The sequence below is a fragment of the Nocardia sp. FDAARGOS_372 genome (assembly GCF_002554515.1).
GTDB classification, from domain to species: domain Bacteria; phylum Actinomycetota; class Actinomycetes; order Mycobacteriales; family Mycobacteriaceae; genus Nocardia; species Nocardia farcinica.
Genome location: NZ_PDDW01000001.1, coordinates 4,900,629 through 4,925,090, shown reverse-complemented (window position 1 = coordinate 4,925,090; position 24,462 = coordinate 4,900,629). Strand labels below are relative to the sequence as shown.

22 protein-coding genes are annotated in these 24,462 nt (G+C 70.2%); 14 read left to right on the top strand and 8 right to left on the bottom strand.

All coding sequences use genetic code 11. From position 1 onward, the window contains the following. Positions 1–6: 6 nt before the first annotated feature. Complete coding sequence (locus CRM89_RS23065) at positions 7–1,209, bottom strand: cysteine desulfurase-like protein (protein WP_060593833.1); 1,203 nt, start codon at positions 1,207–1,209, stop codon at positions 7–9. A gap of 295 nt (positions 1,210–1,504) precedes the next feature. Here CRM89_RS23065 and CRM89_RS23060 point away from each other — a divergent pair, with 295 nt between their 5' ends. The 6 genes from CRM89_RS23060 to CRM89_RS23035 all read left to right on the top strand — a co-directional run bounded on the left by CRM89_RS23060 (position 1,505) and on the right by CRM89_RS23035 (position 7,292). Then, positions 1,505–2,107: a bacterial proteasome activator family protein gene (locus tag CRM89_RS23060; RefSeq protein WP_041559749.1), complete on the top strand. Its 603-nt coding sequence runs from the start codon at positions 1,505–1,507 to the stop codon at positions 2,105–2,107. Between the two features lie 203 nt (positions 2,108–2,310). Then, positions 2,311–3,192 (top strand): ABC transporter permease, encoded by an 882-nt coding sequence (locus CRM89_RS23055; protein WP_098087095.1) that lies wholly within the window; start codon positions 2,311–2,313, stop codon positions 3,190–3,192. Positions 3,193–3,201: 9 nt separating this feature from the next. Beyond that, positions 3,202–4,053, top strand: coding sequence for an ABC transporter ATP-binding protein (locus CRM89_RS23050; RefSeq protein WP_011206747.1), 852 nt, complete (start codon positions 3,202–3,204; stop codon positions 4,051–4,053). Further along, positions 4,050–4,997, top strand: coding sequence for a glycosyltransferase (locus tag CRM89_RS23045; RefSeq protein ID WP_228786801.1), 948 nt, complete (start codon positions 4,050–4,052; stop codon positions 4,995–4,997). Before CRM89_RS23050 ends, CRM89_RS23045 begins: the two co-directional genes overlap by 4 nt. 235 nt (positions 4,998–5,232) lie before the next feature. Continuing rightward, positions 5,233–6,279 (top strand): ribosome small subunit-dependent GTPase A, encoded by a 1,047-nt coding sequence (gene rsgA / locus CRM89_RS23040; protein WP_098087094.1) that lies wholly within the window; start codon positions 5,233–5,235, stop codon positions 6,277–6,279. Between the two features lie 167 nt (positions 6,280–6,446). Further along, complete coding sequence (locus CRM89_RS23035; RefSeq protein WP_060593835.1) at positions 6,447–7,292, top strand: NAD(P)-dependent oxidoreductase; 846 nt, start codon at positions 6,447–6,449, stop codon at positions 7,290–7,292. Positions 7,293–7,295: 3 nt separating this feature from the next. Here CRM89_RS23035 and CRM89_RS23030 read toward each other — a convergent pair whose 3' ends face one another. Together CRM89_RS23030 and CRM89_RS23025 are read right to left on the bottom strand one after the other, a co-directional pair. Beyond that, complete coding sequence (locus tag CRM89_RS23030; RefSeq protein WP_011206743.1) at positions 7,296–9,206, bottom strand: glycosyltransferase; 1,911 nt, start codon at positions 9,204–9,206, stop codon at positions 7,296–7,298. Positions 9,207–9,307: 101 nt separating this feature from the next. Beyond that, entirely contained in the window at positions 9,308–9,868 is a 561-nt protein-coding gene (locus tag CRM89_RS23025) for a GtrA family protein (RefSeq protein ID WP_167547537.1), read from the bottom strand. A gap of 71 nt (positions 9,869–9,939) precedes the next feature. On the opposite strand from CRM89_RS23025, the gene CRM89_RS23020 reads away from it, so the two are divergent. Both CRM89_RS23020 and CRM89_RS23015 read left to right on the top strand, forming a co-directional pair. Beyond that, entirely contained in the window at positions 9,940–10,935 is a 996-nt protein-coding gene (locus CRM89_RS23020; protein WP_041559747.1) for a glycosyltransferase, read from the top strand. After that, positions 10,932–12,695 (top strand): DUF2142 domain-containing protein, encoded by a 1,764-nt coding sequence (locus tag CRM89_RS23015; RefSeq protein WP_098086187.1) that lies wholly within the window; start codon positions 10,932–10,934, stop codon positions 12,693–12,695. Before CRM89_RS23020 ends, CRM89_RS23015 begins: the two co-directional genes overlap by 4 nt. Before the next feature lie 13 nt (positions 12,696–12,708). On the opposite strand, the gene rfbB is transcribed toward CRM89_RS23015, so the two are convergent. Continuing rightward, positions 12,709–13,731, bottom strand: a complete 1,023-nt coding sequence (gene rfbB / locus CRM89_RS23010) for a dTDP-glucose 4,6-dehydratase (RefSeq protein WP_060593837.1) — start codon at positions 13,729–13,731, stop codon at positions 12,709–12,711. 276 nt (positions 13,732–14,007) lie between these two features. Between rfbB and CRM89_RS23005 the strand changes: the two genes are divergently transcribed. Further along, positions 14,008–14,721, top strand: a complete 714-nt coding sequence (locus tag CRM89_RS23005) for a hypothetical protein (RefSeq protein WP_011206738.1) — start codon at positions 14,008–14,010, stop codon at positions 14,719–14,721. A gap of 244 nt (positions 14,722–14,965) precedes the next feature. Here CRM89_RS23005 and CRM89_RS23000 read toward each other — a convergent pair whose 3' ends face one another. After that, positions 14,966–15,931, bottom strand: coding sequence for an alpha/beta hydrolase (locus tag CRM89_RS23000; protein WP_041560559.1), 966 nt, complete (start codon positions 15,929–15,931; stop codon positions 14,966–14,968). A 235-nt stretch (positions 15,932–16,166) separates the two neighbouring features. Between CRM89_RS23000 and rfbA the strand changes: the two genes are divergently transcribed. Further along, positions 16,167–17,039: a glucose-1-phosphate thymidylyltransferase RfbA gene (gene rfbA, locus CRM89_RS22995; protein WP_011206736.1), complete on the top strand. Its 873-nt coding sequence runs from the start codon at positions 16,167–16,169 to the stop codon at positions 17,037–17,039. Between the two features lies 1 nt (position 17,040). Continuing rightward, positions 17,041–17,589, top strand: a complete 549-nt coding sequence (locus tag CRM89_RS22990) for a dTDP-4-dehydrorhamnose 3,5-epimerase family protein (RefSeq protein WP_011206735.1) — start codon at positions 17,041–17,043, stop codon at positions 17,587–17,589. 63 nt (positions 17,590–17,652) lie between these two features. Here CRM89_RS22990 and CRM89_RS22985 read toward each other — a convergent pair whose 3' ends face one another. Next, the gene (locus tag CRM89_RS22985) at positions 17,653–19,116 is read right to left on the bottom strand and encodes an MFS transporter (protein ID WP_011206734.1); all 1,464 of its coding nucleotides are present in this window, start codon (positions 19,114–19,116) and stop codon (positions 17,653–17,655) included. A gap of 85 nt (positions 19,117–19,201) precedes the next feature. On the opposite strand from CRM89_RS22985, the gene CRM89_RS22980 reads away from it, so the two are divergent. Further along, a complete protein-coding gene (locus CRM89_RS22980) occupies positions 19,202–19,606 on the top strand; it encodes a MarR family winged helix-turn-helix transcriptional regulator (RefSeq protein WP_011206733.1) in 405 nt (134 codons plus the stop codon). Positions 19,607–19,639: 33 nt separating this feature from the next. On the opposite strand, the gene CRM89_RS22975 is transcribed toward CRM89_RS22980, so the two are convergent. Further along, positions 19,640–20,524 (bottom strand): helix-turn-helix transcriptional regulator, encoded by an 885-nt coding sequence (locus CRM89_RS22975; RefSeq protein WP_011206732.1) that lies wholly within the window; start codon positions 20,522–20,524, stop codon positions 19,640–19,642. Between the two features lie 137 nt (positions 20,525–20,661). Next, positions 20,662–21,294, bottom strand: a complete 633-nt coding sequence (locus CRM89_RS22970) for a DUF4282 domain-containing protein (RefSeq protein ID WP_098086184.1) — start codon at positions 21,292–21,294, stop codon at positions 20,662–20,664. A 284-nt stretch (positions 21,295–21,578) separates the two neighbouring features. Here CRM89_RS22970 and CRM89_RS22965 point away from each other — a divergent pair, with 284 nt between their 5' ends. Next, positions 21,579–22,088 carry a hypothetical protein gene (locus CRM89_RS22965; RefSeq protein WP_170916141.1) on the top strand — a complete coding sequence of 170 codons (510 nt, stop codon included), beginning with the start codon at positions 21,579–21,581 and terminating at the stop codon, positions 22,086–22,088. A gap of 165 nt (positions 22,089–22,253) precedes the next feature. Beyond that, on the top strand, positions 22,254–24,452 hold the full coding sequence (locus CRM89_RS22960; RefSeq protein WP_098086182.1) for a molybdopterin oxidoreductase family protein: 2,199 nt from the start codon (positions 22,254–22,256) through the stop codon (positions 24,450–24,452). Positions 24,453–24,462 lie beyond the last annotated feature (10 nt).

Sequence of the window (24,462 nt, the reverse complement as noted above, 5' to 3'; positions counted from 1 at the left end):
GCCGGCTCAGTCCAGCGCGGCCAGGGCGCGGCCGAGCTGATCGATCTCGAACCGCGTCGTGTAGGGCGCGAGGCCGACGGTCACCGCACCGCCCTCGTCGTTGACGCCGAGCGCGTCGAGCAGGCGGCTGCCGCCGTGCACGCCGCTGAGCGTGCTGATGCGGGCGTCGGCCAGGGTGGCGGCGACCTTCTCCGCCTGCATCCCCGCGATCGTGAAGCTGACCGTCGGGATGCGGGTGGAGGCCCGCCCGATCACGGTCAGATTCGGGATCTTGTCGAGGGTGTCCATCAGGTGCTCGAACAGCTGGTCGTGATAGTCCTGCAGCGAGGTGATGGAGATCTCCAAGCGCTCGCGGCGGGTGCCCCTGGCCCGGTCGTCGAGTCCGGCGAGGAAGTCGATGGAGCTGGTGAGCCCGGCCAGCAGCGCGTACTGGTGGCCGCCGACCTCGAGGCGTTCGGCGCCCTTGGCGTAGGGGTTCAGCGACATCGAAGGGATCCGGTCGAGGAAGGCCGGGTCGCGGAAGACCAGCGCGCCGATCTGCGGGCCGCCCCAGGCCGGGGCGCTCAGCGCGACCACGTCGGCGTTGAGTTCGTCGATGTCGATGAGCGCGTACGGCGCGGCGCCGAACGCGTCGGCCACCAGCAGTCCGCCGACCTCGTGCACGCGGTCGGCGGCGACCCGCACCGCGGGCGCGGAGCCCACGATCGGCGAGGCGGCGGTCAGGGCGACCAACCGGGCGGTGGGGCCGATCAGTTCCTCGAACTGCCACGACGGCATCTCGCAGGTCTCGATCTCCACCTCCGCCCAGCGCACATGCGCGCCGTAGCGGTTGGCGATGCGCAGCCACGGTGCGACGTTGGCCTCGTCGTCCAGCCGCGACAGCACGATCCCGGTGCCGAGGCCGAGCCGCGAGCTGAGCGACTCGGCGAGCCAGGCAAGCAGCACCGCCCGGTCGGGGCCGAGGACGACACCGGCCGGATCGCCGCCGACCAGGTCGGCGACCGCCTCGCGGGCGGCATCGAGGATGGCGGCGCTGCGGCGCGCGGCGTTGTTGCGGCCGAGATGGGAGAACGACGCGGTGCGGAAGCCGGTCGACACGGCGCGCGAGACCACGTCCGGGACGAGCATCCCCGCTTGTGGATCGAGATGGATCCAGCCGTCGCCCAGGGACGGTATCAGGCCCCGAACCCTCGCGACGTCGTAAGTCATATCGGCCACTCTAAGGGCAGGGGCCGGGGCCGCGTAACCGTGTTCCCGACCGGCACGGCTCGGATCAGGCGGGCGGCACCGCGCGCTGTCCGGGCGCGGTCGTGCACCGACCGGCCGGAACGGGGCGACCCGGGAATCAGCATGGCAACCGACTTTCAGCAAATCCGAACCACACGGACCCGAACAGGATAATCGGCCGCCGCCGGCCCCGGCAGCGGCCTGGCGAACCTCCGGCGCGCACCCGCGCACGCGGGAGGTTTAGCGCGTCCGGCGACAACACGACATGATGGGGGTCATGACGCATTCGGAGGAGACACCCGATTCCATCGTCGTGGTCGGCCCCGACGGGCGGCCGCTGGTCGTCCCGGCCGAGGCGGGCAACCACCGCACCGCACCCGCGGACGCCGAGGACGCGGCGAAGGGCGAGGCCGACGAGCGCGAGGAACAGGGCGAATCGCTGGCCGACATGGTCGAGCAGCCCGCCAAGGTGATGCGCATCGGGACCATGATCAAGCAGCTGCTCGAGGAGGTGCGCGCCGCTCCCCTCGACGACGCCAGCCGCAGCAGGCTCAAGGAGATCCACCGCTCCTCGGTGCGCGAGCTCGAACAGGGCCTAGCCCCCGAACTGCGCGCCGAGCTCGAGCGGCTGACCTTGCCGTTCACCGACGAGGCGGTGCCCTCGGACGCCGAGCTGCGGGTGGCCCAGGCCCAGCTGGTCGGCTGGCTGGAAGGGCTGTTCCACGGCATCCAGACCGCGCTGTTCGCCCAGCAGATGGCCGCGCGGGCCCAGCTCGAGCAGATGCGTCAAGGCGCCCTGCCCGCTGGTGTGCAGATCGCCGATCCGCGGGTGGCCCGCGGCGACCAGCACCACACGGGCGGCTCCGGCCAGTACCTGTGACCCGGTGGAACCGGGAAAATCGGCCCGGTCGGTGATGGACCAATCGGGCCGCGGCGCAGGGCGCGGGGGTAGTGTCGTGCACCGTGCCCGCCGCTGCTGCTCGCCCCGACTCCGAAGTGAGCTCGGTGCGTCCTGAAGAGAGCCAAGTGCAATCAGAGGAGAGCTCGGTGCGTTCTGCCGAGGAGACTCCGGTGAACACCGCCGTGTCGACGGCGCCCGCCGACGAGGTCGAGACCACCCACGTGCCATCGGAGCCCATCGTGTCCGATTCACAGACCTTCCGACGCGCCTTCCGCGACATGCGCGACGGGTTCGGGCAGCGGGAACTATGGCTCTCGCTCGGCTGGCAGGACATCAAGCAGCGCTATCGCCGCTCGGTGCTCGGCCCGTTCTGGATCACCATCGCCACCGGCGTGCAAGCCGCGGCCATGGGCATCCTCTACGCGACACTGCTCGGCCAGCCGCTGCGCGAATACCTGCCCTATGTGACCGTCGGCCTCATCGTCTGGAACGTCATCTCCGCCAGCATCCTCGAGGGCTCCGACGTGTTCATCGCCAACGAGGGCCTGATCAAACAGCTGCCCTCGGCGCTGAGCGTGCACGTCTACCGGCTGGTCTGGCGGCAGATGCTGTTCTTCGCCCACAACCTGGTGATCTATCTGGTGCTGCTGGCCGCGTTCGGGGTGTGGGAGAACCTGGGCTGGTCCAGTCTGCTCGCGCTGCCCGCGATCGGGCTGATCTTCCTCAACTCCATGTGGGTGTCGATCGTGTTCGGCATCTTCAGCACCCGTTACCGCGACATCGCCCCGATCCTGGGCAGCATGACGCTGATGCTGTTCGTGCTGACGCCGGTGATGTGGACCACCAAGACGCTCGAGGACCAGATCGGCACCGGCAGCGAACGCGCCCGGCTGGTGGAGATCATCCCCACCTTCCACTACCTCGAGATCGTGCGCGCACCGCTGCTGGGCGAACCGCAGGCGCTGCGGCACTGGGTGATCGTCGGGGCGATCACCGTGGTGGGCTGGATCCTCGCGGTGTTCGCCATGAAGCAATACCGTTCCCGCGTGCCGTACTGGGTATAGGAGCCGCACATGAGCCGTGTGAGTATCGATACCCACCAGGCGTGGGTGGAGTTCCCGATCTTCGACGCCAAGTCGCGCTCGCTGAAGAAGGCGTTCCTCGGCAAGGCGGGCGGGGCGATCGGGCGCAATCAGTCCGACGTGGTCGTGGTCGAGGCGCTGCGCGACATCAATCTGTCGTTGCGGGAAGGCGATCGGATCGGGCTGGTCGGCCACAACGGCGCGGGCAAGTCGACGCTGCTGCGCCTGCTGTCGGGGATCTACGAACCCTCGCGCGGCAGCGCGCGCATCCGCGGCCGGGTCGCGCCGGTGTTCGACCTCGGCGTCGGCATGGACCCGGAGATCTCCGGCTACGAGAACATCATCATCCGCGGGTTGTTCCTCGGGCAGACCCGCAAGCAGATGATGTCGAAGATCGACGAGATCGCCGACTTCACCGAGCTCGGTGAATACCTGCACATGCCGTTGCGCACCTACTCCACCGGCATGCGGGTGCGCCTGGCGATGGGCGTGGTCACCTCCATCGACCCGGAGATCCTGTTGCTCGACGAGGGCATCGGCGCGGTCGACGCGGAATTCATGAAGAAGGCCCGGCTGCGCCTGCAGGAATTGGTGGCGCGGTCTGGCATCCTGGTGTTCGCGAGCCATTCCAACGAATTCCTGGCCCAGCTCTGCGATTCCGCGCTGTGGATCGATCACGGCCAGATCCGGTTGCGCGGCGGCATCGAGGAAGTGGTGCGCGCCTACGAAGGGCCCGACGCGGGCAATCACGTGGCCACGGTGCTGCGGGAGATGGCTGCCGAGCGGGCGGGCCGCGCGGAGGGATCCGCGGACGAGAGAGAACTGGAGCAGAACGCAACATGAGCGGTCAGGGGCCGGAAGAAACGCGCGAGCGTCCCGAGCCGGCGGGCACCGGTCCCGATGCCAGGATCGTCGCGGTGGTGGTCACCCACAAGCGGCGGGAGCTGCTCGCCGAATCGCTGAAGGTGCTGACCTCGCAGTCCCGGCCGATCGACCACCTCATCGTGGTGGACAACGGCAACGAGGCCGAGGTCGCCGAACTGGTGGACCAGCAGCCGGTGGAGACCACCTACCTGGGCTCGGCGCACAACCTCGGTGGGGCGGGCGGTTTCGCGCTCGGCATCCTGCACGCGTTGACGATCGGTGCGGACTGGGTGTGGCTGGCCGACGACGACGGCCGCCCGGAGGGCCCCGACGTGCTGTCGACCCTGCTCGACTGCGCTGCCCGGCACGGGTTGGCCGAGGTCTCGCCGGTGGTGTGCGACATCGACGAGCCGGACCGGCTGGCTTTCCCGCTGCGCCGCGGTGTGGTGTGGCGGCGGTTGCGCTCCGAACTCGGCGAGGAGGATTTCCTGCCCGGGATCGCCTCGCTGTTCAACGGCGCGCTGATCTCCGCGGCGGCGGTGGACGTGATCGGCGTGCCCGACCTGCGCCTGTTCGTACGCGGCGACGAGGTGGAGGTACACCGGCGCCTGGTGCGTTCCGGCCTGCCGTTCGGCACCTGCCTGCAGACGGCGTACCTGCATCCCAACGGCGCCGCCGAGTTCAAGCCGATCCTGGGCGGGCGGATGCACACCCAGTACCCGGACGACCCGGTCAAGCGCTACTTCACCTACCGCAACCGCGGCTACCTGATGTCACAGCCGGGCATGCGGAAGCTGTTGCCGCAGGAATGGATTCGCTTCTCCTGGTTCTTCCTGGTGACCCGGCGGGATCCGGCGGGCCTGCGCGAGTGGTTCCATCTGCGCTCGCTGGGCAGGCACGAGCAGTTCGGCAAGCCGGACTGAGGCGATCGGTCGCCGGGGAGAAGTCGCCGGGAAAATACGTTGCGGGCCGGGTCGGCCGCGTGCGAGAGTGTTCGGGTCACCAGCGAGATGTGGATGAGGAGGTGGAGCGCGTGACGGTCGTCCGGATTGCCGGGCGGCGGGCCGTGTCGGCCGCTGCCATGCCGTTCTCCCCCTCGAACTCCCCTCGCTGAACCCGTTGTCGGGTTCGGCGCCCGACGAATGGATTCTTCCCATCATGGTCGACCACGACCTGCTGGTCCCCTACGGCTGGACCGAGCCCGTTGCCGCGCGGTACGCGGCGCTCATCGACCCGGACTGCGTGCCGGCCCGGGTCGTTCGGATGGATCGCAGCGAATGCGATGTCGTCACCCCCACCGGTCCGGCGCGGGCCCGCTGCCCGCGCGCGGACTCCGAGGTCAGCGGACTGTGCACCGGTGACTGGGTGAGTGTGGACGCCCGCGGCGAGGTGCGCGCGCTGCTGCCGCGCCACACCGCCATCGTGCGCTCGGCGGCGTCCGGGCGTTCGGAGGGCCAGGTGCTGGCCGCCAATGTCGACACCGTGCTGATCTGCACGGCCGCCGACGGCGACGTGGACCTGGGCCGGATCGAACGGATGCTCGCGCTGGTCTGGGAGAGCGGCGCCCAGCCGGTCGTCGTGCTCACCAAAGCCGATGCGGCCGAACATGTCCCGCTCGACGAGGTGCGGGCGATCGCGCCGGGCGCCACGGTGCTCGCGGTGAGCGCCAGTGCCGAGATGGGGCTGGACGTGCTCACCGCGGTGCTCGACGGGACGGTCGCGCTGCTCGGCCCTTCCGGCGCGGGCAAATCCACCCTGGCCAACGCACTGCTGGGCCGGGAGGTGTTCGCCACCAACGAGGTTCGCGCCGCCGACAAGAAGGGCAGGCACACCACGGTGCACCGGGAGCTGCGCCCGCTGCCCGGCGGTGGCACGCTCATCGACACCCCCGGGCTGCGCGGTGTCGGCCTGTGGGATGCGGCCGAGGGCATCGGCCGTACCTTCAGCGACATCGAGGAGCTGGCGGCGAGCTGCCGGTTCTCCGATTGCGCGCACGAAGCCGAACCGGGGTGCGCGGTGCGCGAGGCCATCGAGGCCGGTGTGCTCACCGCCCGGCGGCTGGCCAGCTACCGCAAGCTGGCCAAGGAGAACGCCTGGATGGCGGCGCGTACCGACAAGCGGCTGCAGGCCGAGCGTGATCGGGCCTGGCGCGGCATCGTGAAGGAACAGCGGCGCAGGTACCGCGAACGCGACAACCGGCGCTGAGAACAGGGGCATCGGAGACCCTCCGGTGCCCTTTCTCAGCGACCGCTATGCAACTAGTTGCATAGCGGCGGACTTGGCTCTACCGTGAGGACGGTGACCGCCGCGGCCAGGCGCCGCGACACGACAGCGCGTCCGGGCTCGGATGCCGACGACGAAGGAGCAGGTCGATGACGGAGAACAAGCCGCTCGCCGGCAAGACGATGATCATGTCCGGCGGCAGCAGGGGCATCGGGCTCGAGATCGCCAAGCGCGCCGCCGCCGACGGCGCCGCCATCACCCTCATCGCCAAGACCGATCAGCCGCACCCCAAGCTGCCCGGCACCATCCACACCGCCGCCGCCGAACTCGAGGCCGCGGGCGGGCAGGTGCTGCCCTTCGTCGGCGACATCCGCAGCGACGAGTCGGTGCAGCAGGCGGTGGACGCGACGGTCGCGCGCTTCGGCGGCATCGATCTCGTGGTCAACAACGCCTCGGCGATCGACCTGTCCCCCACCGACGCGCTGCCGATGAAGAAGTACGACCTGATGCAGGACATCAACTGCCGCGGCAGCTTCCTGCTGTCCAAGCTGTGCCTGCCGCACCTGCGGGAATCGGCGCGGGCGGGCCGCAACCCGCACATCCTGACCCTCTCGCCGCCGCTGAACCTGGACCCCAAGTGGGCGGGCGCCTCACTCGGCTACACCATCGCCAAGTACGGGATGTCGCTCACCACCCTGGGCTTGGCCGAGGAACTGAAGAACGACGGCATCGGCGTCAACTCGCTGTGGCCGCGCACCACCATCGCCACCGCCGCGGTGCGCAACCTGCTCGGCGGCGAGGAGATGGTGGCCACCTCCCGCACCCCCGACATCTACGCCGATGCCGCCTACCTGGTGCTCACCGCGGACGCCGCGAAGACCACCGGCAACTTCTTCATCGACGACGAGGTGCTGGCCGCACACGGCATCACCGACCTGGACAAGTACCGGGTGGTGCCGGGCGACGGCCCGCTCACCACCGACCTGTTCCTGTAGGTCTCAGGACCGCTCGCCCGCGCCGATGCCGTAGAGGCGTTCCCAGTTGGCGCGGCTGGTGAGTTCGGGCATGGCGGCGCGGTACTGCTCCTGCAGGGCGGGCAGTTCGCGGCGCAACCGCCGCAGCACGCGGACGGTGCGCAGCAGCAGGGCGCGGGCGCGGGCCTTGTCGCGCCGCCGGACCCGGACGCCGGACTGGGAGGCATCGGTGACCACCACGTGGTCGAACAGCGAGACGTGCCACCAGTGCGCGTCCTCCCGGGTGACCCCGATCAGGCCGTGCTGGGTGCGGCCGAACCACTGGTTGACCGCCCGCTTGACCAGCACCAGCAGCGCCCGGCTCGGCTCGCCGCCCGCTCGCCGCACCTGGATCTCGGCCGAGGGCACCGGCGGATTCGCGGCCGGATGCTTGATCGTCTCCGGGTAGTCGGCGCGCTGGGCCCGGGCGGCCGCCAGCGCGGCGACACCGCCGTCGCGCAACACCTTCGGACCCTCCAGGAAGTCCTCGATGCCCTGCAGGGTGGTGTGCACCAGGCCGTACTGCATGGCCACCAGGTGCTCGGCGATGGTGCGGAAGAACTGTTTGGTGATCGCCTTGCCGTCCAGGTCGGTGTGCATGGCGCCGACGATCAGGGAGTTGCGGGTGCTGAAGTAGCGCGCCCAGTCGTCGTAGTCCTTCCAGTAGAAGTCCGCGTGCCAGACCGCCGCGTTGGGCAGGGTCACGGTGACGAAGCCGTGCTCGCGGGCCCGCAGGCCGTACTCGACGTCGTCCCACTGGAAGAAGATGGGGATCGGCAGGCCGATCTTCGCGACCACCTCGGCCGGGATCAGGCAGGTCCACCAGGCGTTGTAGCCGGCGTCGACGCGGCGCTCCTGGTTCTTCTTCAGCATGCTGGTGTTGCGCAGCGCCTTGGGCACCTTCTGGCCGTGGCGCAGTTCGTGCAGGTGCACCTCCTCGGCCCCGACGTTGAGGTAGTCGGGGTTGAGTAGGAACAGCATCTGCGCGCCGACCAGTGTCGGCTCCACGGTGAGGTTGGCGAAGGCGTTGAGCCGCAACACCGTTTCCGGCTCACAGAGGATGTCGTCGTCCATCAGGATGACGTCGGCGTGCTCGTTGACCGCCGACACCTCGTACAGGCCGCGGGTGAACCCGCCCGCGCCGCCCAGGTTGGGCTGGCGGATGTAGCGCAGCTTGTCGCCGAAGGCGGGCTCGACCTCGCGGAAGCGGGGCCGGTCGGCGACCAGGTCGGTGCCCTGGTCCACGACGTAGACCGCGTCGATGGCGGCCAGCACGGTGGGGTCGGCGGCCAGCGCGGCCACGGTCTCGGCGCAGTCGGCGGCCCGGTTGAACGTGCAGATGGCGATGGCGACCGGGCGTACCCGTTCGGGGGCGGGCGCGGTCCACACCAGTTCGGCGATGCCGAGCTCGCCGCCGTCGGCGTCGAACTCCAGCCACAGCGCGCCGCCGTCGACGTACTGGTCCAGCGGTGCGCTCAGCACCACCGTGCCGCTCTCGGCGGTGGTGAGGGTGTCGATGATGCGCCGGTGGCCGGCGATGTCGGAGGCGACCAACCGCACCCGCGCGCGCTTGCCGACCTCCAGGGTCATCGTCGCGGTCACCTCGGTGACGGTGGTCCAGCGCTGCCAGTAGCTGGCGGCGAACCGGCCGAAGTAGGTGTTGGTGTGGGCGGTGGCGCCCTTCTCCAGTCGCAGCGTCTGCCGCTCCCGTGCCGCCTTGCCCTTGACCACCGCGTAGAGCTCGTCGCTGACCTTGGCCGATGGGCCGGTGAAGATGCCGCGTTGCAGCACCAGCCGGTCCGGCGCCCGATGGTCGACCCGCAGCGCGGCCGGTGCGGCGGCGGCGATGCGGTGGTCGTTCGATTCGGTAACGGCCTGGGTAGCCGACTGGTCCATGAAGTCCTCGAAATTCCTCATTTTTGTGCCGACGGGACCACACGCCCCGGTATGCCGAGCGCGGCGCAGCGAGGATATCAACCGATGATGGGCTCTGCCCGTCAGCGACCGGTGGCCTCGGCCTGTTGTTCGGCTTCGGCCTCGGCCGCCCCGGTGAACACGAACGTGTCGTAGGCCCAGTACCGGAAGATCATCGCGACCGCCTGCCCGATCAGCGTGCCGGAGATGTTGTCGGCCAGCGGTGAGGCCAGGTCGAGCACGTAGCGGGAGAAGCCCAGGCAGCCGAGCTGCAGGCCGATGGCGATCGCGTTGAACAGCGCGTAGAGCAGGTATTCGCGGACGGGATTGCCGGACTGCTTGTGGCCGAAGGTCCACCACTTGTTGCCGAAGTAGGTGACCACGGTGGCGAGCGCGATGGAGATGATCTTGGCGGGGAGCGGAGCGTGACGCATCACACCGCCGTCGATCCAGAACACCAGCAGGTTGTAGGTGCCCGCGTCGACCAGGAAGCCGATGACGCCGACCACGAGGAACGGCCCGCCACCCTTGCGCAGCAGGCCCAGGAGGGTCGCGCTCAGCGGCGCGCGCACGTCCCCCGGCGCGGGCACGGATGCGGCGGCGAGTTTCTCGGCCGGTGCGGCGGGATGCTCGGGGTAGGACACCTCGGCGACGGTACCCCAGCGGTGTACCCTCCCCGGTGTCCCCTTCACCGCCGAGATGAGGATTGACCCGGGTGGACTCCACCGACCTTCGCATCGCCGCCGTGGTCCCGTGCCACAACGAGGAGGCCTCCGTCGCCAAGGTCGTCACCGACCTGCAGGCCGCCGTGCCGGGAATCGTCGTCTACGTCTACGACAACCTGAGCACCGACCGCACCGCCGAACGCGCCAGGGAAGCGGGCGCGATCGTGCGGCACGAGCACACCAAGGGCAAGGGCAACGTGGTGCGCCGCGCGTTCGCCGACATCGAGGCCGACGTCTACCTGATGATCGACGGTGACGACACCTACGAGGCCTCGGCCGCGCCGCTGATGATCAAGACGCTGCTGGAGGGCCCCTACGACCACGTGCTCGGCGTGCGCAAGCAGGACGAGGGCGCCTCGGCGTACCGGGCGGGCCACGAGACCGGCAACAAGGTGCTCAACGGCGTGGTCGGCAAGGTCTTCGGCGAGAACGTCGAGGACATGCTCTCCGGCTTCCGGGTGTTCTCGCGCCGCTTCGTCAAGAGCTTCCCCGCGGTCTCGCGGGAATTCGAGATCGAGACCGAGCTGACCGTGCATTCGCTGCACCTGCGGGTGCCGCAGACCTCGGTTCCGGTCGGCTTCCGGGACCGGCCCGCGGGCAGCGAGAGCAAGCTGCGCACCTACCACGACGGTTTCAAGATCCTGGCGTTGATCATCGGCCTGGCCAGGCACGAACGCCCGGTGGCGTTCTACGGCCTGTTCGGCTCGCTGGCCTGGCTGCTGTCGGTCGTGCTCACGGTGCCGATCGTCATCGAGTTCACCCGCACGCACGAGGTGCCGCGGTTCCCGACGCTGTTCCTGGGCTTCACCCTGCTGCTGCTGGGCAGCCTGGCCTGGACCGCCGGGCTCATCCTCGACGGCATCCGCCGCTCCCGGCACGAGGCGTCTCGCCTTGTGTACCTGCGGTATTCGGCGGTCGGCGCGGACGAGCCGGCCGACGGGCAGGTGCGCGAGCGCGGGCTACGCGGTGACGGGACCGCGCGGTGACGACCTCCGCCGACCGCAACACCGCCACCGACTCCGGCGATTCCGAGTCCGACACGACGTCCGACACGACGTCCGGCACCACGTCCGGCACCCCATCCACCGTGACCGGCCGCGACCGGTCCGAGTCCGGTGCCGACTCGGCGACGACCACCGACCCGACGACCACCGACCCGACGACGGTCGAGTCGGCCACGGCCGACACGACGAGCACGCGCGCGGCGACGACCACCGTCGAAACGACCGGCGCGGCAACGGAACCGGCCGGACGGACCGCCCCGATCCGGGCGTTCGCGCGCCGCGCACATCGGCGGTTCGGCGGCGCCACCCTGGCCTTCGCCCTGCTGGCGACGCTGTTCGGCGCGGTGTTCGCCGTCATCACCCCGCCGTTCTGGGGCCACGACGAGATCACCCAGTTCGGCCGCGCCTACCAGGTCGCCCACGGCGGCTTCCTGCCCACCGAGATCGAGGACGACCGCGGCGTGGCCTACGGCGGCGTGATCCCGCCCGGCATCGACGACCTGATGGGTTACGCCTTCCACGACTACCAGGAGAACCCGGAGGAGCCGGGCGCGATGGTGGCCGACCCGGGCGCCTACGAACGGCTGCGCTCGGCCGACATCGGCACCGAGCTGCGCCCGATCTGGTTCACCAACACCGCCGCCTACTCGCCGGTGGCCTACGTGCCGGCCGCCGTGGGCATCCGCGTCGCCGAGGCGGTCGGTCTCGACGTCGGCGGCGTCGTGTTGCTCACCCGGCTGGCCGGGCTGCTCGGTTACCTGGTGGTGGCCGCGTTCGCGCTCTACGCGCTGCGCGCCCACCGCATCCAGTGGCTGGCGTTCACGGTGGCCGTGCTGCCCATCGCGATCTTCCAGGCGGGCACCGTCACCGCCGACACGATGACCAACGCGCTCGCCCTGCTGGTGTCCGCGCTGCTGGTCAAGGGCCTGTTCCTGGGCCGCGATCTGACCCGCGCCGAGACCGTTGCGCTGCTCGCGGCCACCCTGCTGCTGCCGCTGAGCAAGCCGACCTACGTGCTGCTGGCCATGCTGGTGGTACTGATCCCGGTGCGCCGCTTCGCCTTCTTCGGCGGGGTCGCCGCCACCGGCTTCGACTGGCGCAGGCTGATCCCGTGGGTGTTCGCGGGCACCGGCGCGGTGGCGTTCGCGATCTGGATGAAGATCGCCGCGCCCACCGGCGACGGCATGAGCCTGATGCGCCCGCGCCACCAGTGGTACACGGTGAAACCCGACGAACAGCTGGGCGAGATCCTCGGCGATCCGTTCCGCTTCCTCGGCGTCTTCCGCGACAGCATCGTCTACCGCGACCAGCGCTGGTTCACCCAGTTCTTCGGCGAACTGGGCTTCGCCTACATCGATGTGCCCGCGCTGGCGGTGCTGGGCTGTCTGCTGGCGCTGGCGGTGAGCCTGGGCATCGGCGACCGGATGGACGCCGCCGCCGCGACCACCCGCCGCACGCTGCTGGTGGCGCTCACCGTGGCCGCCAGCGTGGCGATGATCTACGTGACGCTCTACATGTCGTTCACGCCGGTGGGCTTCTACATCATCGACGGCGTGCAGGGCCGCTACTTCGTGCCGCTGGCGCTGACGGGCTGCGCGGTGCTGCTGCGCTGGATGCCGTGGCGGCTCACCGACGCGCGGGGCCGCACCCCCACCTGGGGGCCCGGCCTGACGGTGGTGGCCGCGACGACGGTCGCGCTGGTGGCGACCGTGGTGAAGTACCACAGCATCGTCTGGGGCTGAGCCCCGCCGAGGCTCAGTCCGTGCCCGGCACCCGGGTGAGGGTCTGCTCCCCCGCGGCGGCGTAAGCCCGCTCGGTCGCGGCTTTCATCGGGCGCCACCAGGATTCGTTGGCGCGGTACCAGTCGATGGTGGCGGCCAGCCCGGCGCGGAAGTCGGCGTAGCGCGGAGTCCAGCCGAGTTCGGTGCGCAGCAGCGTGGCGTCGATCGCGTAGCGCTGGTCGTGGCCGGGCCGATCGGTGACGTGATCGAAGTCGTCGGGATCGCGGCCGAACGCCTCGAGCAGCATCCGCACGACGGACTTGTTGTCCAATTCCCCGTTCGCGCCGATCAGATAGGTCTGCCCGATCCGGCCGCGCTCGAGGATGTCCCAGACCGCGCGATTGTGATCGTGCACGTGGATCCAGTCCCGGATCTGGTGCCCGGCGCCGTACAGGCGGGGCCGCACACCGTCGATCAGGTTGGTGATCTGGCGCGGGATGAACTTCTCCACGTGCTGGTACGGGCCGTAGTTGTTGCTGCAGTTGGAGATCGTCGCGCGGACCCCGAACGAGCGGGTCCAGGCGCGCACCAGCAGATCGCTCGAGGCCTTGGTCGCCGAGTACGGGCTGGACGGGTTGTAGGCCGTGGTCTCGGTGAACGGCGGCTGCTCGGCGGTCAGATCGCCGTAGACCTCGTCGGTGGAGACGTGGTGGTAGCGCACGTCGTGCCTGCGCACGGCCTGCAACAGCGAGTAGGTGCCGACGATGTTGGTCTGCACGAACGGCCACGGCTCGGCGAGGGAGTTGTCGTTGTGCGATTCGGCGGCGAAGTGCACGACGGCGTCGACACCGCTCACCAGTTCGTCGACCAGGTCGAGGTCGGCGATATCGCCGTGCACGAAGTCGATCCGGTCGGCCACCGGGGCGAGCGAGGCTCGGTTGCCCGCGTAGGTCAGCGCGTCGAGCACGGTGACGGTGGCGTCGGGCCGCTCGGCGACGGTCTGCTGGACGAAATTCGCACCGATGAATCCGGCTCCGCCGGTAACGAGCAATCGCACGTCCGAACCTTACGTCGGCAGACCCGGCCAGCTCCACGGCAGCCGCCGAACGGTGTGACCTTCGTCTCAGATGGTTTGACGAAAATAAGCCCCGCGGTCCGTTTTTACGGCGAAAAGCCAGCTCGGCGTGTCCTTTTCCGAAAACGCACAGACCCGGCGGTCGACTTGGTGAACGGAATTTGAATCAACGGTCACAGTCGGTTCACCGCGCGTTAGCTGACCTCCATTTCGATCAACGGGTCCCCTCCGAACGCTTCACATCGAGGAACCCCAGAAATGCTGATGAGGAAATTCGCCGCCACGTCGGCGCTGCTGATCGCCGCGCTCGGCGTCACCGCCGGCACCGTCAACGCGGCGCCCGCCGCGCCGGCCGAGAGCGGTGCCATCAATTTCACCGCGCAGTCGACCGACACCCAATCCATCATCTCGATCGACTCCGGCTCGCTGGTGGTCGAGGACAACGCGCTCAAGATCAAGGCCGCCGACGGCACCACCGTCGCGGGCGCGCCGCTGACCTTCCGCGTGGACGAGTTCGAGTTCCCGATCGCCGCCGAGATCAGCGACCGCACCGCCACCCTGACCCCGCAGCTCGACGTCGACAAGGCGGTCTACAAGCCGGTCGCCCTGCCGTTCGAGGACAAGGCGCCCTGGAAGAGCGAATACGACCGTGAGCTGGCCGCTTTCAACCGCCTGAAGGACACCATCGGCATGGGCGCCACCATCGGCACCCTGGTCGGCGGCCTGGGCGGCGCGGCCGTGGGCTGCGTGCTCGGCGGCATCGCGGGTGCGACCGTGGCCTCGGCGACCATCGTCGGCCTGTTCGGTCCGTTCATCCCGGCCGCGGCCATCGGCTGCCTCGGCGGCATCCTCGCCGTCGGCGCGCTGGGCACCCTGGCCGGCCAGATCCTGGTGACCGCGCCCGTCGCGATCGGCGCCGCGATCCAGTACTTCACCACCATCAACCAGCCGTTCGTGCCCCCGGCCAAGTAATCTCCGGCACATTTTCCGACGACCCCGCCCGCTCCGGGCGGGGTTTTCGTCCGTTTCGGGACCATTCCGGCCGGAACAATTTCCCGGCGGAAATGATCGCGAATTTCGCCCTGGAAAACGCCGGGCGGGTAGGGCGGGCAGAAATCGCCCCGAAAGGGACATTCCCGGCACACACCCCGGAAAAAGAGCGAACCTCGTCCCGGCGTCCCGGGACGAGGTTCCTCGACTCGTCCGACCGAGCGGATCAGGCCGTCCGAGCCCGCTGGGAATCCGCCAGCCGCCCGCGGACGAAACGTGCGACCCGGCCGAGTGCGGCCCGGCTCTCCGGCAGGCCGGGGGCGATGCTCATGAACGCGTGCACCTGGCCGCGCCACAACTCCACCGAATTCGGCACCCCGGCCGCGTCGAGGCGCGCCGCCATCAGCTCGGCGTCGAAGCGCAGCACTTCGTCCTCGGCCGCGACCAGCAACACCGGCGGTAGGTGCGCCAGCGCGCCGTTCACCGGCGAGAGCAGGGGATCGAGCCTGCCCTCGCGCTCGGCGCCCAGCCGCACCACCGCCGCCAGGGCGGACAGTGGGATGTACGGATCGCGCGCGACATTGACGTAGTCGCGCTTGGCCGCGTAGTCGAGATCCAGCAGCGGACTCAGTCCGACCAGGCCCGCCGGGGCGGGCAGCCCGCATTCCAGGGCCCGCAGCGCGGTGGCGAAGGTGAGGTAGCCGCCCGCCGAGTCCCCCGCGAACACGATCCGGTCCGGCTCGGCACCGTGGCGCAGCAGCCAGCGGTAGGCGGCCAGGCAGTCGTCGATCGACTCGGTGATGCTGCGCACGGGCAGCTGCCGGTAGGCCACGTTGACCACCGGCAGCCCGGTGCGCCGTGCCAGGCTGGCCGCCACCGGCCGGTGCGTTTCCAGGCCGCACACCGCGAAGCCGCCGCCGTGCAGGTAGAGCAGCGCGCCGTGCCGCATCGCGCGCGCCGCACCGGCGGGTCGGATGATCTCCATGGCGAAGCCGGGCATGGTGACCTGCTCGCGCTCGATGCCGCGCGGGTGCGGGCGCAGCCGGGCCAGGCCGTCGATGGCGAGCGCGCCGACCGGGATGGTCGCGCGCGTGATCGGCGCGGCCCGCAACACGGGGCGCACCACCCCGCGGCAGGCCGCCGTCAGCAGCCGCGCCTGCGCGCTCGGCCCTTCCGGATTGAGTACCACCATCGCGCACCGCCTCGCCGCCGCGCCGCCGCAGCGACCCGGCCGCACCGCGCGGTGCCGCACGAGCGAGTGTCGGCGTCGACATCTCACACACTTACATTTCAGAAGACCACGCAGAAGTGATCTACGCAACACTTATCGCCCGCCACGCCGACGTGCGAAACCTCCGTGACGAAAACGTGCGCTACTCGGAACCTCCCCGACGCCGGCCCGGCCCCCAGCTGGCAGACTCCAGGGCATGCGCGGAATCATCTTGGCGGGCGGCACCGGTTCGCGGCTGCACCCGATCACGCGCGGGGTGAGCAAGCAGCTGGTCCCGGTCTACGACAAACCGATGATCTACTACCCGCTGTCCACCCTGATGCTGGCCGGCATCAGGGACGTCCTGGTGATCACCACCCCCGAGGACGCGCAGGCCTTCCGGCGGCTGCTCGGCGACGGCAGCCAGTTCGGTATCGCGATCAGTTACGTGGTGCAACCGGAGCCGGACGGCCTGGCCCGCGCCTTCGTGCTCGGCGCCGACCACATCGGCTCCGACTGCGCGGCTCTGGTGCTGGGCGACAACATCTTCCACGGCCCCGGTCTCGGCACCAGCCTGGAGCGCTTCGACGGCATCTCCGGCGGTGCGGTGTTCGCCTACTGGGTCTCCGATCCCACCGCCTACGGCGTGGTCGAATTCGCCGAGGGCAAAGCGATTTCCATCGAGGAGAAGCCGAAGGTGCCGCGGTCGAACTACGCGATCCCCGGCCTGTACTTCTACGACAACGACGTGGTGGAGATCGCGCGTGGGCTGCGGCCGTCGGCACGCGGCGAGTACGAGATCACCGACATCAACCGGGCCTATCTCGAGCAGGGCAGGTTGCAGGTCGAGGTGCTGGCCCGCGGCACCGCCTGGCTGGACACCGGCACCTTCGATTCGCTGCTCGACGCCGCCAACTACGTGCGCACCATCGAGGAGCGCCAAGGCCTGAAGATCGGCGTGCCCGAGGAGGTCGCCTGGCGGATGGGTTTCATCGACGACGAGGGTTTGCGGGCGGTGGCCGAACCGCTGGTCCGGTCCGGTTACGGCAGCTATCTGCTCGACCTGCTCGAACGCGGACGGGATTGGTGAGATGGAGATCCGGGAGCTCTCGATTCCGGGGGCGTGGGTGGTCACCCCGCGCGTGTTCCACGACGAGCGGGGCAGCTTCGCCGAGGCGTTCAAGGCCTCGGAGTTCGAGAAGGCCACCGGCCGGCCGATGGACCTGCGGCAGGTGAACTGCTCGGTGTCGGCGGCCGGGGTGCTGCGCGGCATCCACTACACCGAGAACCCGCCCGGTCAGGCCAAGTATGTGACCTGCGTGCGCGGCGCCTTCCTGGATGTGGTGGTCGACCTGCGCCGCGGCTCACCCACCTACGGCCGCTGGGACAGCGTGCTGCTCGACGACGTGGACCGCCGCTCGGTGTTCGTGTCCGAGGGCCTCGGCCACGCCATCCTGTCGCTGGAGGACGACTCCACCGTCACCTATCTGTGTTCGCTCGAGTACACCCCGGAGCTGGACGGCGAGATCGACGCCTTCGATCCGACCCTGGCCATCGAGTGGCCGCGCACCGGCCGCGACGGCAGGCCGCTGACCTACCTGCGTTCACCGAAAGACACTGCCGCCCCGCCCTTCTCCTGAGACGGGCGAACGCCCCGTCCGGGTGGTGGCCGGACGGGACGCTCTGGCGGGAGGCCGTCGTCGTCAGCCGACGAGTTCGACCTCGGGCTCGGCCGCCCGGCGCCTGCGCAGCGCGGGCGCGAAGGCCGACAGCGCGACCAGTGCACCGACCACCGCGATGCCCGCGGCGAAGGTCAAGCCGGGCCGGTAGGCATCGAGCATCTGCTGCGGCTCGCCGGAGCCGTGGCCGCCGGAGGAGATGACGGCGGTGGTCACCGCCAGCATCACCGCGCCGCCGACCTGCATCGCGGTCTGGAGCACGCCCGCGGCCAGGCCCTGCTCGTCGTCATCGATACCGCTGGTGGCCTGGATGTTGATGGCCGGGAAGCCGATCCAGCCGATGCCGATCAGCAACACGGCGGGCAGGATCATCGTCAAGTAGGACGGGTGCGTGTCCAGCCGCAGGAACAGCAGGTAACCGACGGCCATCACGGTCATGGTGACGCCGATGATGGGTCCGGTGCCGAAGCGGTCGACCAGCTTGTCGGAGAACACCGCCGAAAGGGCGACCAGCAGGCCGACCGGCAGCAGCGCCAGCGCCAGCCGCAGCGGCGACCACCCCAGGGTGTCCTGCAGGTACAGCGTGACGATGAACTGCCAGCTGAAGTAGGAACCGGCCACCGCGACGATCGCCAGCGACGCGCGCACCAGGGTGGTCTTGCGCAGGATGCCCAGCCGCACCAGCGGATGCGCGACCCGCCGTTCCACCGCGAGGAAGGCCGCGAACAGCACCGCGACCGCGGCGAACGAACCGACCGTGCGGGCCGAGTTCCAGCCCACTTCGGGGGCGGTGACCACGGTGTAGACCAGCAGCAGCATGGCCGCGGTGGACAGCGCCGCGCCGAGCAGATCGTGTCCGCCTTCCTCGGCGGGCTCGTCCTTGGGCACCAGCACCCAGGCCGCCGCCAGCGCGGCCAGGGCGATCGGCACCGGCAGCAGGAAGGTCCAGCGCCAGCCCATGCCGGTCATCAGCCCGCCGAAGAGCAGGCCCGAGGAGTAGCCGCCCGCGCCGAACACGGTGTAGATCGACAGCGCCTTGTTGCGGGCCGGACCCTCGGCGAAGGTGGTGGTGATGATCGACAGACCGGTCGGCGCGGTGAACGCGGCGGCCAGGCCCTTCACGAAGCGGGTCAGGATCAGCAACGGTCCGGAGCTGACCAGGCCGCCCGCCAGCGAGGCGAGGGCGAAGACGGCCAGCGCGATGAGGAAGACCTTGCGCCGCCCGAGCAGGTCGGCGGTGCGCCCGCCGAGCAGCAGCAGGCCGCCGTAGCCGAGCACGTAGCCGCTGACCAGCCACTGCAGGGTCGAGGTCGACATGTCGAGTTCGGCGCCGATCGAGGGCAGGGCGACGCCGATCATCGAGACGTCGAGCCCGTCGAGGAACAGCACGACGCACAGCGTGATCAACATCCCCCACAGCCGGACGGGCCACTTCGTGGGGTCGAGCGCCGGTGCGGCGGCGGCCGAGAGTGTTGCCGGAGAAGTCATGCCGGGGACATTACATGCGTGTGCATTAAATGCCAACACATAAAATGCCGTTGCATGGAGTAACGGCCGGGACTAGGATGACGGCATGTCGAAGTCGACCGTGGACACCGCACGACGCCCGAGCGCGTCGTCGGCACTGGTCGGCCAGTGGCGTGACCTGCTGGATCGGCACGCCGCGGTGAGCTGCGCGCTGGAGAAGGCGCTGCAGAACGAGCACGGCATCGGGCTCAGCGAATTCGAGACGCTCGACCGGCTCGTCGACGCCGCCTGCGGCAAGTACCGGATGAGCGATCTGGCCGGCGACATCCACCTGAGCCAGAGCGCGCTCTCACGGGCGGTGGCCCGGCTCGAACGCGACGGCCTGGTCGAACGCAGCATGTGCGAGGAAGACCGGCGCGCGATCTTCGTCCGGATGACGGACAAGGGCCGCGCGGTCTACGAGGCGGCCATGCCCACCCACCGCACGGTGCTGGCCGACACCTGGCACTGACCGCCCGGCGCGGGGTGACCGCCCGGCGCGGGGTCAGGACCGGCGGTTCAATACCGCCACGGCCTCGTCGAGCGGGGCGCGCGCGTCCACCGCGACGGCGGCGATGCTCGCGAACGCCCGGCGATACCGCTCGATCTCGGCGTCCTTGTCCAGGTAGACCGGCCCGGTGAAGGCCTCGACGTAGACCACCGGCGGCTCGGGCTGCGCCACGTCACCGAGCGGGAACTCGAGAATCGCGAATCGGCTCGTCGCCATGCCCGCGTGATAGTCCGACGCCGCGGGCACCACCCGCAGCCGCACCGTCGGCAGTTCGCACATGCGCCGCAGGTGCGCCAGTTGCTCGGCCGCGACCGCGCGGCCACCGATCCGCTTGTGCAGCACCGCCTCGGCGACCACCACATCCAGCCGCAGCGGCGCACCGGGCCGGGTCAGCAGCGCCTGCCTGCGGGTGCGCAGGGCGACCCGGCGGTCGATCTCGGTGGCCGTGGCGTCCGGATGGGCGGCGCCGAGCAGGGCACGCGCGTACGCCTCGGTCTGCAACAGCCCGGGGACCAGCTCGTTCTCGTAGCCGGCGAGCTGGCGGGCGGCCTCCTCCAGACCGATGTAGATGTCGAAGCCCTCGCCGATGACGTCGCTGTAGGCGGTCCACCACCCGCGGGCCTTGGTCTCCTTGGCCAGGGCCGCCAGCGGCGCGACCACCTCGTCGGGGGCGCCGTAGATCTTGCACATGGCCTCCACGTCGAGGCTGCGCAGCGAGGTCTGGCCGGTCTCGATCCGCCAGATCTTGGCCTCCGACCACTCCAGGTGGCGGGCGGCGGCGCGGGTGGTCATCTTGGCGCGCGTGCGCAGGTCACGCAGATGCCTGCCGAGTCGTCTGCGCGGCATGGTCGATCCGGTGGTGACCTGCGGTAAAGCCATACTTCCCCCTTGCGCTGCCTCGGGTTTCCGCCCACGGTCCCGGCGCACCCGAACGGCATTGTTTCACAACAGTTCTGGCAGTTCGCAACACGAACGGACGGCACACCCCCGCGCACCCCGCGATAGCTAATGTCGAGCTATTTCCGCGGATTCCGGCCACGGAAGCGCCAGAACTGCACCGCGCGAACATCTTCGGAGAGCTGGTTGACCGGCTCGGCGACATCGGAGAGCGCCTGGAACAGATCGTCGGCCAGATCGCTGATGTGCTCCACCCGCGTCGCCAGGCGCGAAGCGTTGACCAGGAACTCCAGCATCAGCCGCACGGCCGCGGCGATGGTGAGCCCCAACGGGATCGCGACCAGCGCGGCCAGCACGCCGAGCACGATCGAGACCTGCCACAGCAGCACCGTCAGCGCGATCGGCACGGCGCAGGCGAAGATCAGCCCGAGGATGTAGGCGAGCGGCAGCAACGTCCTGGTGGCCTGCCGGTGGAATTGGACATCGAGCAGCGCGGCGGCGGCATCGGCGCTCCAGCGCCGGAAATCGCGCCCGCTGCGGAAGGGTTCGGCGGGCTCCTCGTCCCGGACGCCGCCCGCCAGCCTGCGCAGCGCCGCGGCTTTCCAGGCGAGCCAGCGCGACTCGGGCACGTACTCGGCCGGGCCGCGCCGCGCGGCGGCGTCCGTGCCGGCGGCGTTCGGCTCGGCGGCGTCGCTACCGGCGGCGTTCGGATCCGCGCTGGTCGAATCCCCGCGGTTCGCATCCTCGGCCATGGCTCACGCTCCTCGGCATCGTTCGCGCCCGGCGGCACGCCTCGGCCGAATACTGCCCCGATTTCCGCGTCCGAACCACCCCCCAGGAACCTCCCAGGAAGCACACGGCCCGGCCACAGCGACGGAGCCCAGAGTGGGTGGCGCGGTCGTCCGACGGCGGCGGTATGCTCCCCCGCCGAATGAGACGTACTGCACAGTTCGGGATTTTTTCGGAGATCGCGTAACGCCCGGGGCCCCGCCCCTCGATACGAACCATGAACGCAGGACCCCCAGAGCATCCGGGAATGGAGAAAACAGTGCGCACCACGTTTCCGACTTCCGTCTCCGCGGCCGACATGGACGCCGCGGCGCAGGACTACATCCAGCGCGGGTGGACGGTCGCCGAAACGGCCAACGGGCTGTGCCTGATCACGGACGAGAACGTCTCCGCCATCGAGATCGGCGGCGAGCTCGCGGGTGAGGTGCGGCGCTTCCTGCGCGCGAACAACCTGACCGGTCCGGTGATCGAGGTTCCCGGCGCCGAGCGCCGTGAGATCCACCTGGTCACCGGCGTGCGCAAGGCCGCCATGGCGCTCGACGCGCTGCGCGAGGCCGGCGCCATCGTCTACACCGACGGCGCGGGCGTGCCGCTGCCGCCGAGCAAGCTGTCCGCCGGTTCGGCCAGCTGGGGCGTCGCGCCCCGCGAGGCCCGCTGGGTCCCGCCGGTGGTCGCCATCGCCGCGGCGGTGCGCTCGGCCGCCAGCGGCAAGCGCGCGCAGCTCACCGGCGCCCAGCTCACCAGCGTCGCCTGCTGAGTCACCAGCCTGCACGGGCAGCGGCGGCCCGCACTACCTCCGCTGCCGACGACCGGCATCCGCACGGATGCCGGTCGTTTCTCGTTTCCCCACCCGGTCCGCTATGGGACATTTTTCAGCAAATGTCGCAAACGCTCTTCCCCTCCGGACGGTCCGGCGGCCAAGATGGGGACTATGGCCCAGATCACCGACTCGGCTCGGAAACTGCTGCGCACCTGCCCGCTCTGTGAGGCCGTGTGCGGACTCGAGATCACCCTCGACGCCGCCGACCACGTGGTCTCGGTACGCGGTGACAAGCTCGATCCCTTCAGCAAGGGCTTCCTCTGCCCGAAGGGGGCCAGCCTCGGCAAGCTCGACGAGGACCCCGAGCGCGTCACCGAGCCTATGATCCGCGATCGCGCCACCGGCGCCTGGCGTACGGCGGGCTGGGACGAGGCCTTCGACTACATCGCCGAACGCTTCCCCGCCATCACCGCCGAGTACGGCAACCAGGCCGTGGGCATGTACGTCGGCAACCCGAACGCGCACACCGTCGCGGGTGCGCTCTACCTGCCGGTGCTGATCCGCGCGCTCGGCACCAAGAACCTCTTCTCGGCCAGCACCGCCGACCAGATGCCCAAGCAGGTCGCCGCCGGCCTGATGTTCGGCGACCCCCTCACCGTGCCCGTGCCGGATCTGGACCGCACCGACTACCTGTTGATGCTCGGCGCGAACCCGCTCGAATCGAACGGATCGCTGTGCACCGCACCGGATTTCCCGGGCAGGCTCGCCGCGCTGCGCAAGCGCGGCGGACGGTTCGTTGTGGTCGATCCGCGCGCCACCCGCACCGCGGAACGCGCCGACGAGCACCTGTTCATCCGTCCCGGCACGGATGTCTTCCTGCTGTTCGGGCTCGTGCACACGCTGTTCGCCGAGAACCTGACCGAGGTGCGCGTGGCCGTGAACGGGCTCGACGAGGTGCGCGCGGCCGCCGCCGAATTCACCCCCGAGGTCGTCGCGGCCCACACCGGCGTGCCCGCCGAGACCGTGGTGCGGCTGGCCCGCGAACTGGCCGCCGCCCCGACCGCGGCGGTGTACGCCAGGATCGGCACCTGCACGGCGGAGTTCGGGACCCTCACCCAGTGGCTTGTCGACGTGCTCAACGTCCTGACCGGCAACCTCGACTCCCCCGGCGGCGCGATGTTCGCCACCGCCGCGGCGACCGGCATCGTGCGCAGCAAGCCGTTCCGCACCGGACGCTGGCGCAGCCGGGTGCGCGGGCTCGGGGAGGCGATGGGGGAACTGCCGGTGGCCACCCTGGCCGACGAGATCCTCACCCCCGGCGAGGGGCAGATCCGGGCGATGGTGACGGTGGCGGGCAATCCGGCGCTCTCCGCGCCCGGCGCCGCCCGCCTCGACGCGGCCCTGGCCGGGCTGGACTTCATGGTGAGCGTGGACCGCTACCTCAACGAGACCACCCGGCACGCCGATGTCATCCTGCCGCCGCCGCGCACCGTACAATCCCCGCACTACGACTTCGCGCTGCTGCAGTTCGCGGTCCGCAACTACGCGCGGTACTCCCGGCCGCTGGTTCCGCTGGGCGACCGGCCCTCCGAAGCGGCCGTGCTGGCCCGGCTCGGCGCCGCGCTCACGGGGCGGCCGCACCACGGCACCGGCGACCAGGACCCGGTGGCCGCGGTCGACGAGCTGGTGATCGCGGGCATGTTGCACAAGGCCGGTATCCCCGAGCGCCGCGACGAGTTGATCGGCGCGAACAGCACCGAACAGCGCATCGATCTGATGCTGCGGCTCGGCCCGTACGGCGAATGGAACGGCGGCACGCTGAACCTGCAAGTGCTGCTGGACAACCCGCACGGCATCGACCTCGGCCCGCTCACCCCGCGGCTGCCCGGCGCGCTGCGCACCGCGTCCGGCGCGGTGGAGCTGGCGCCGGAACCGCTGCTGGACGATCTCGCCCGGCTGCGCGCCAGGATGGCCGACCAGGCGCCGGAGTTCGTGCTGATCGGCCGCAGGCACCTGCGCTCCAACAACAGCTGGCTGCACAACGTGCCCGCCCTGGTCGGCGGCACCAACCGCTGCACACTGCAGATCAATCCCGCCGACGTGGACCGGCTCGGGCTCGGCGATCAGGCGGTGGTGAAATCGGCCGCGGGCACGCTGACGGTGCCGCTGGAACCCACCGACACGATCATGCCCGGCGTGGTCAGCCTGCCGCACGGCTGGGGCCACGGCGCGGGCACCCAGTCGGTGGCCAGGGCGAACGCCGGGGTGAACGCCAATGTGCTGACCGATGATTCGATCGTCGACACCCCATCGGGCAACGCGGTGTTCAACGGCGTGCCGGTGACCCTGCTGCCCGCCTGACCAGATCAGA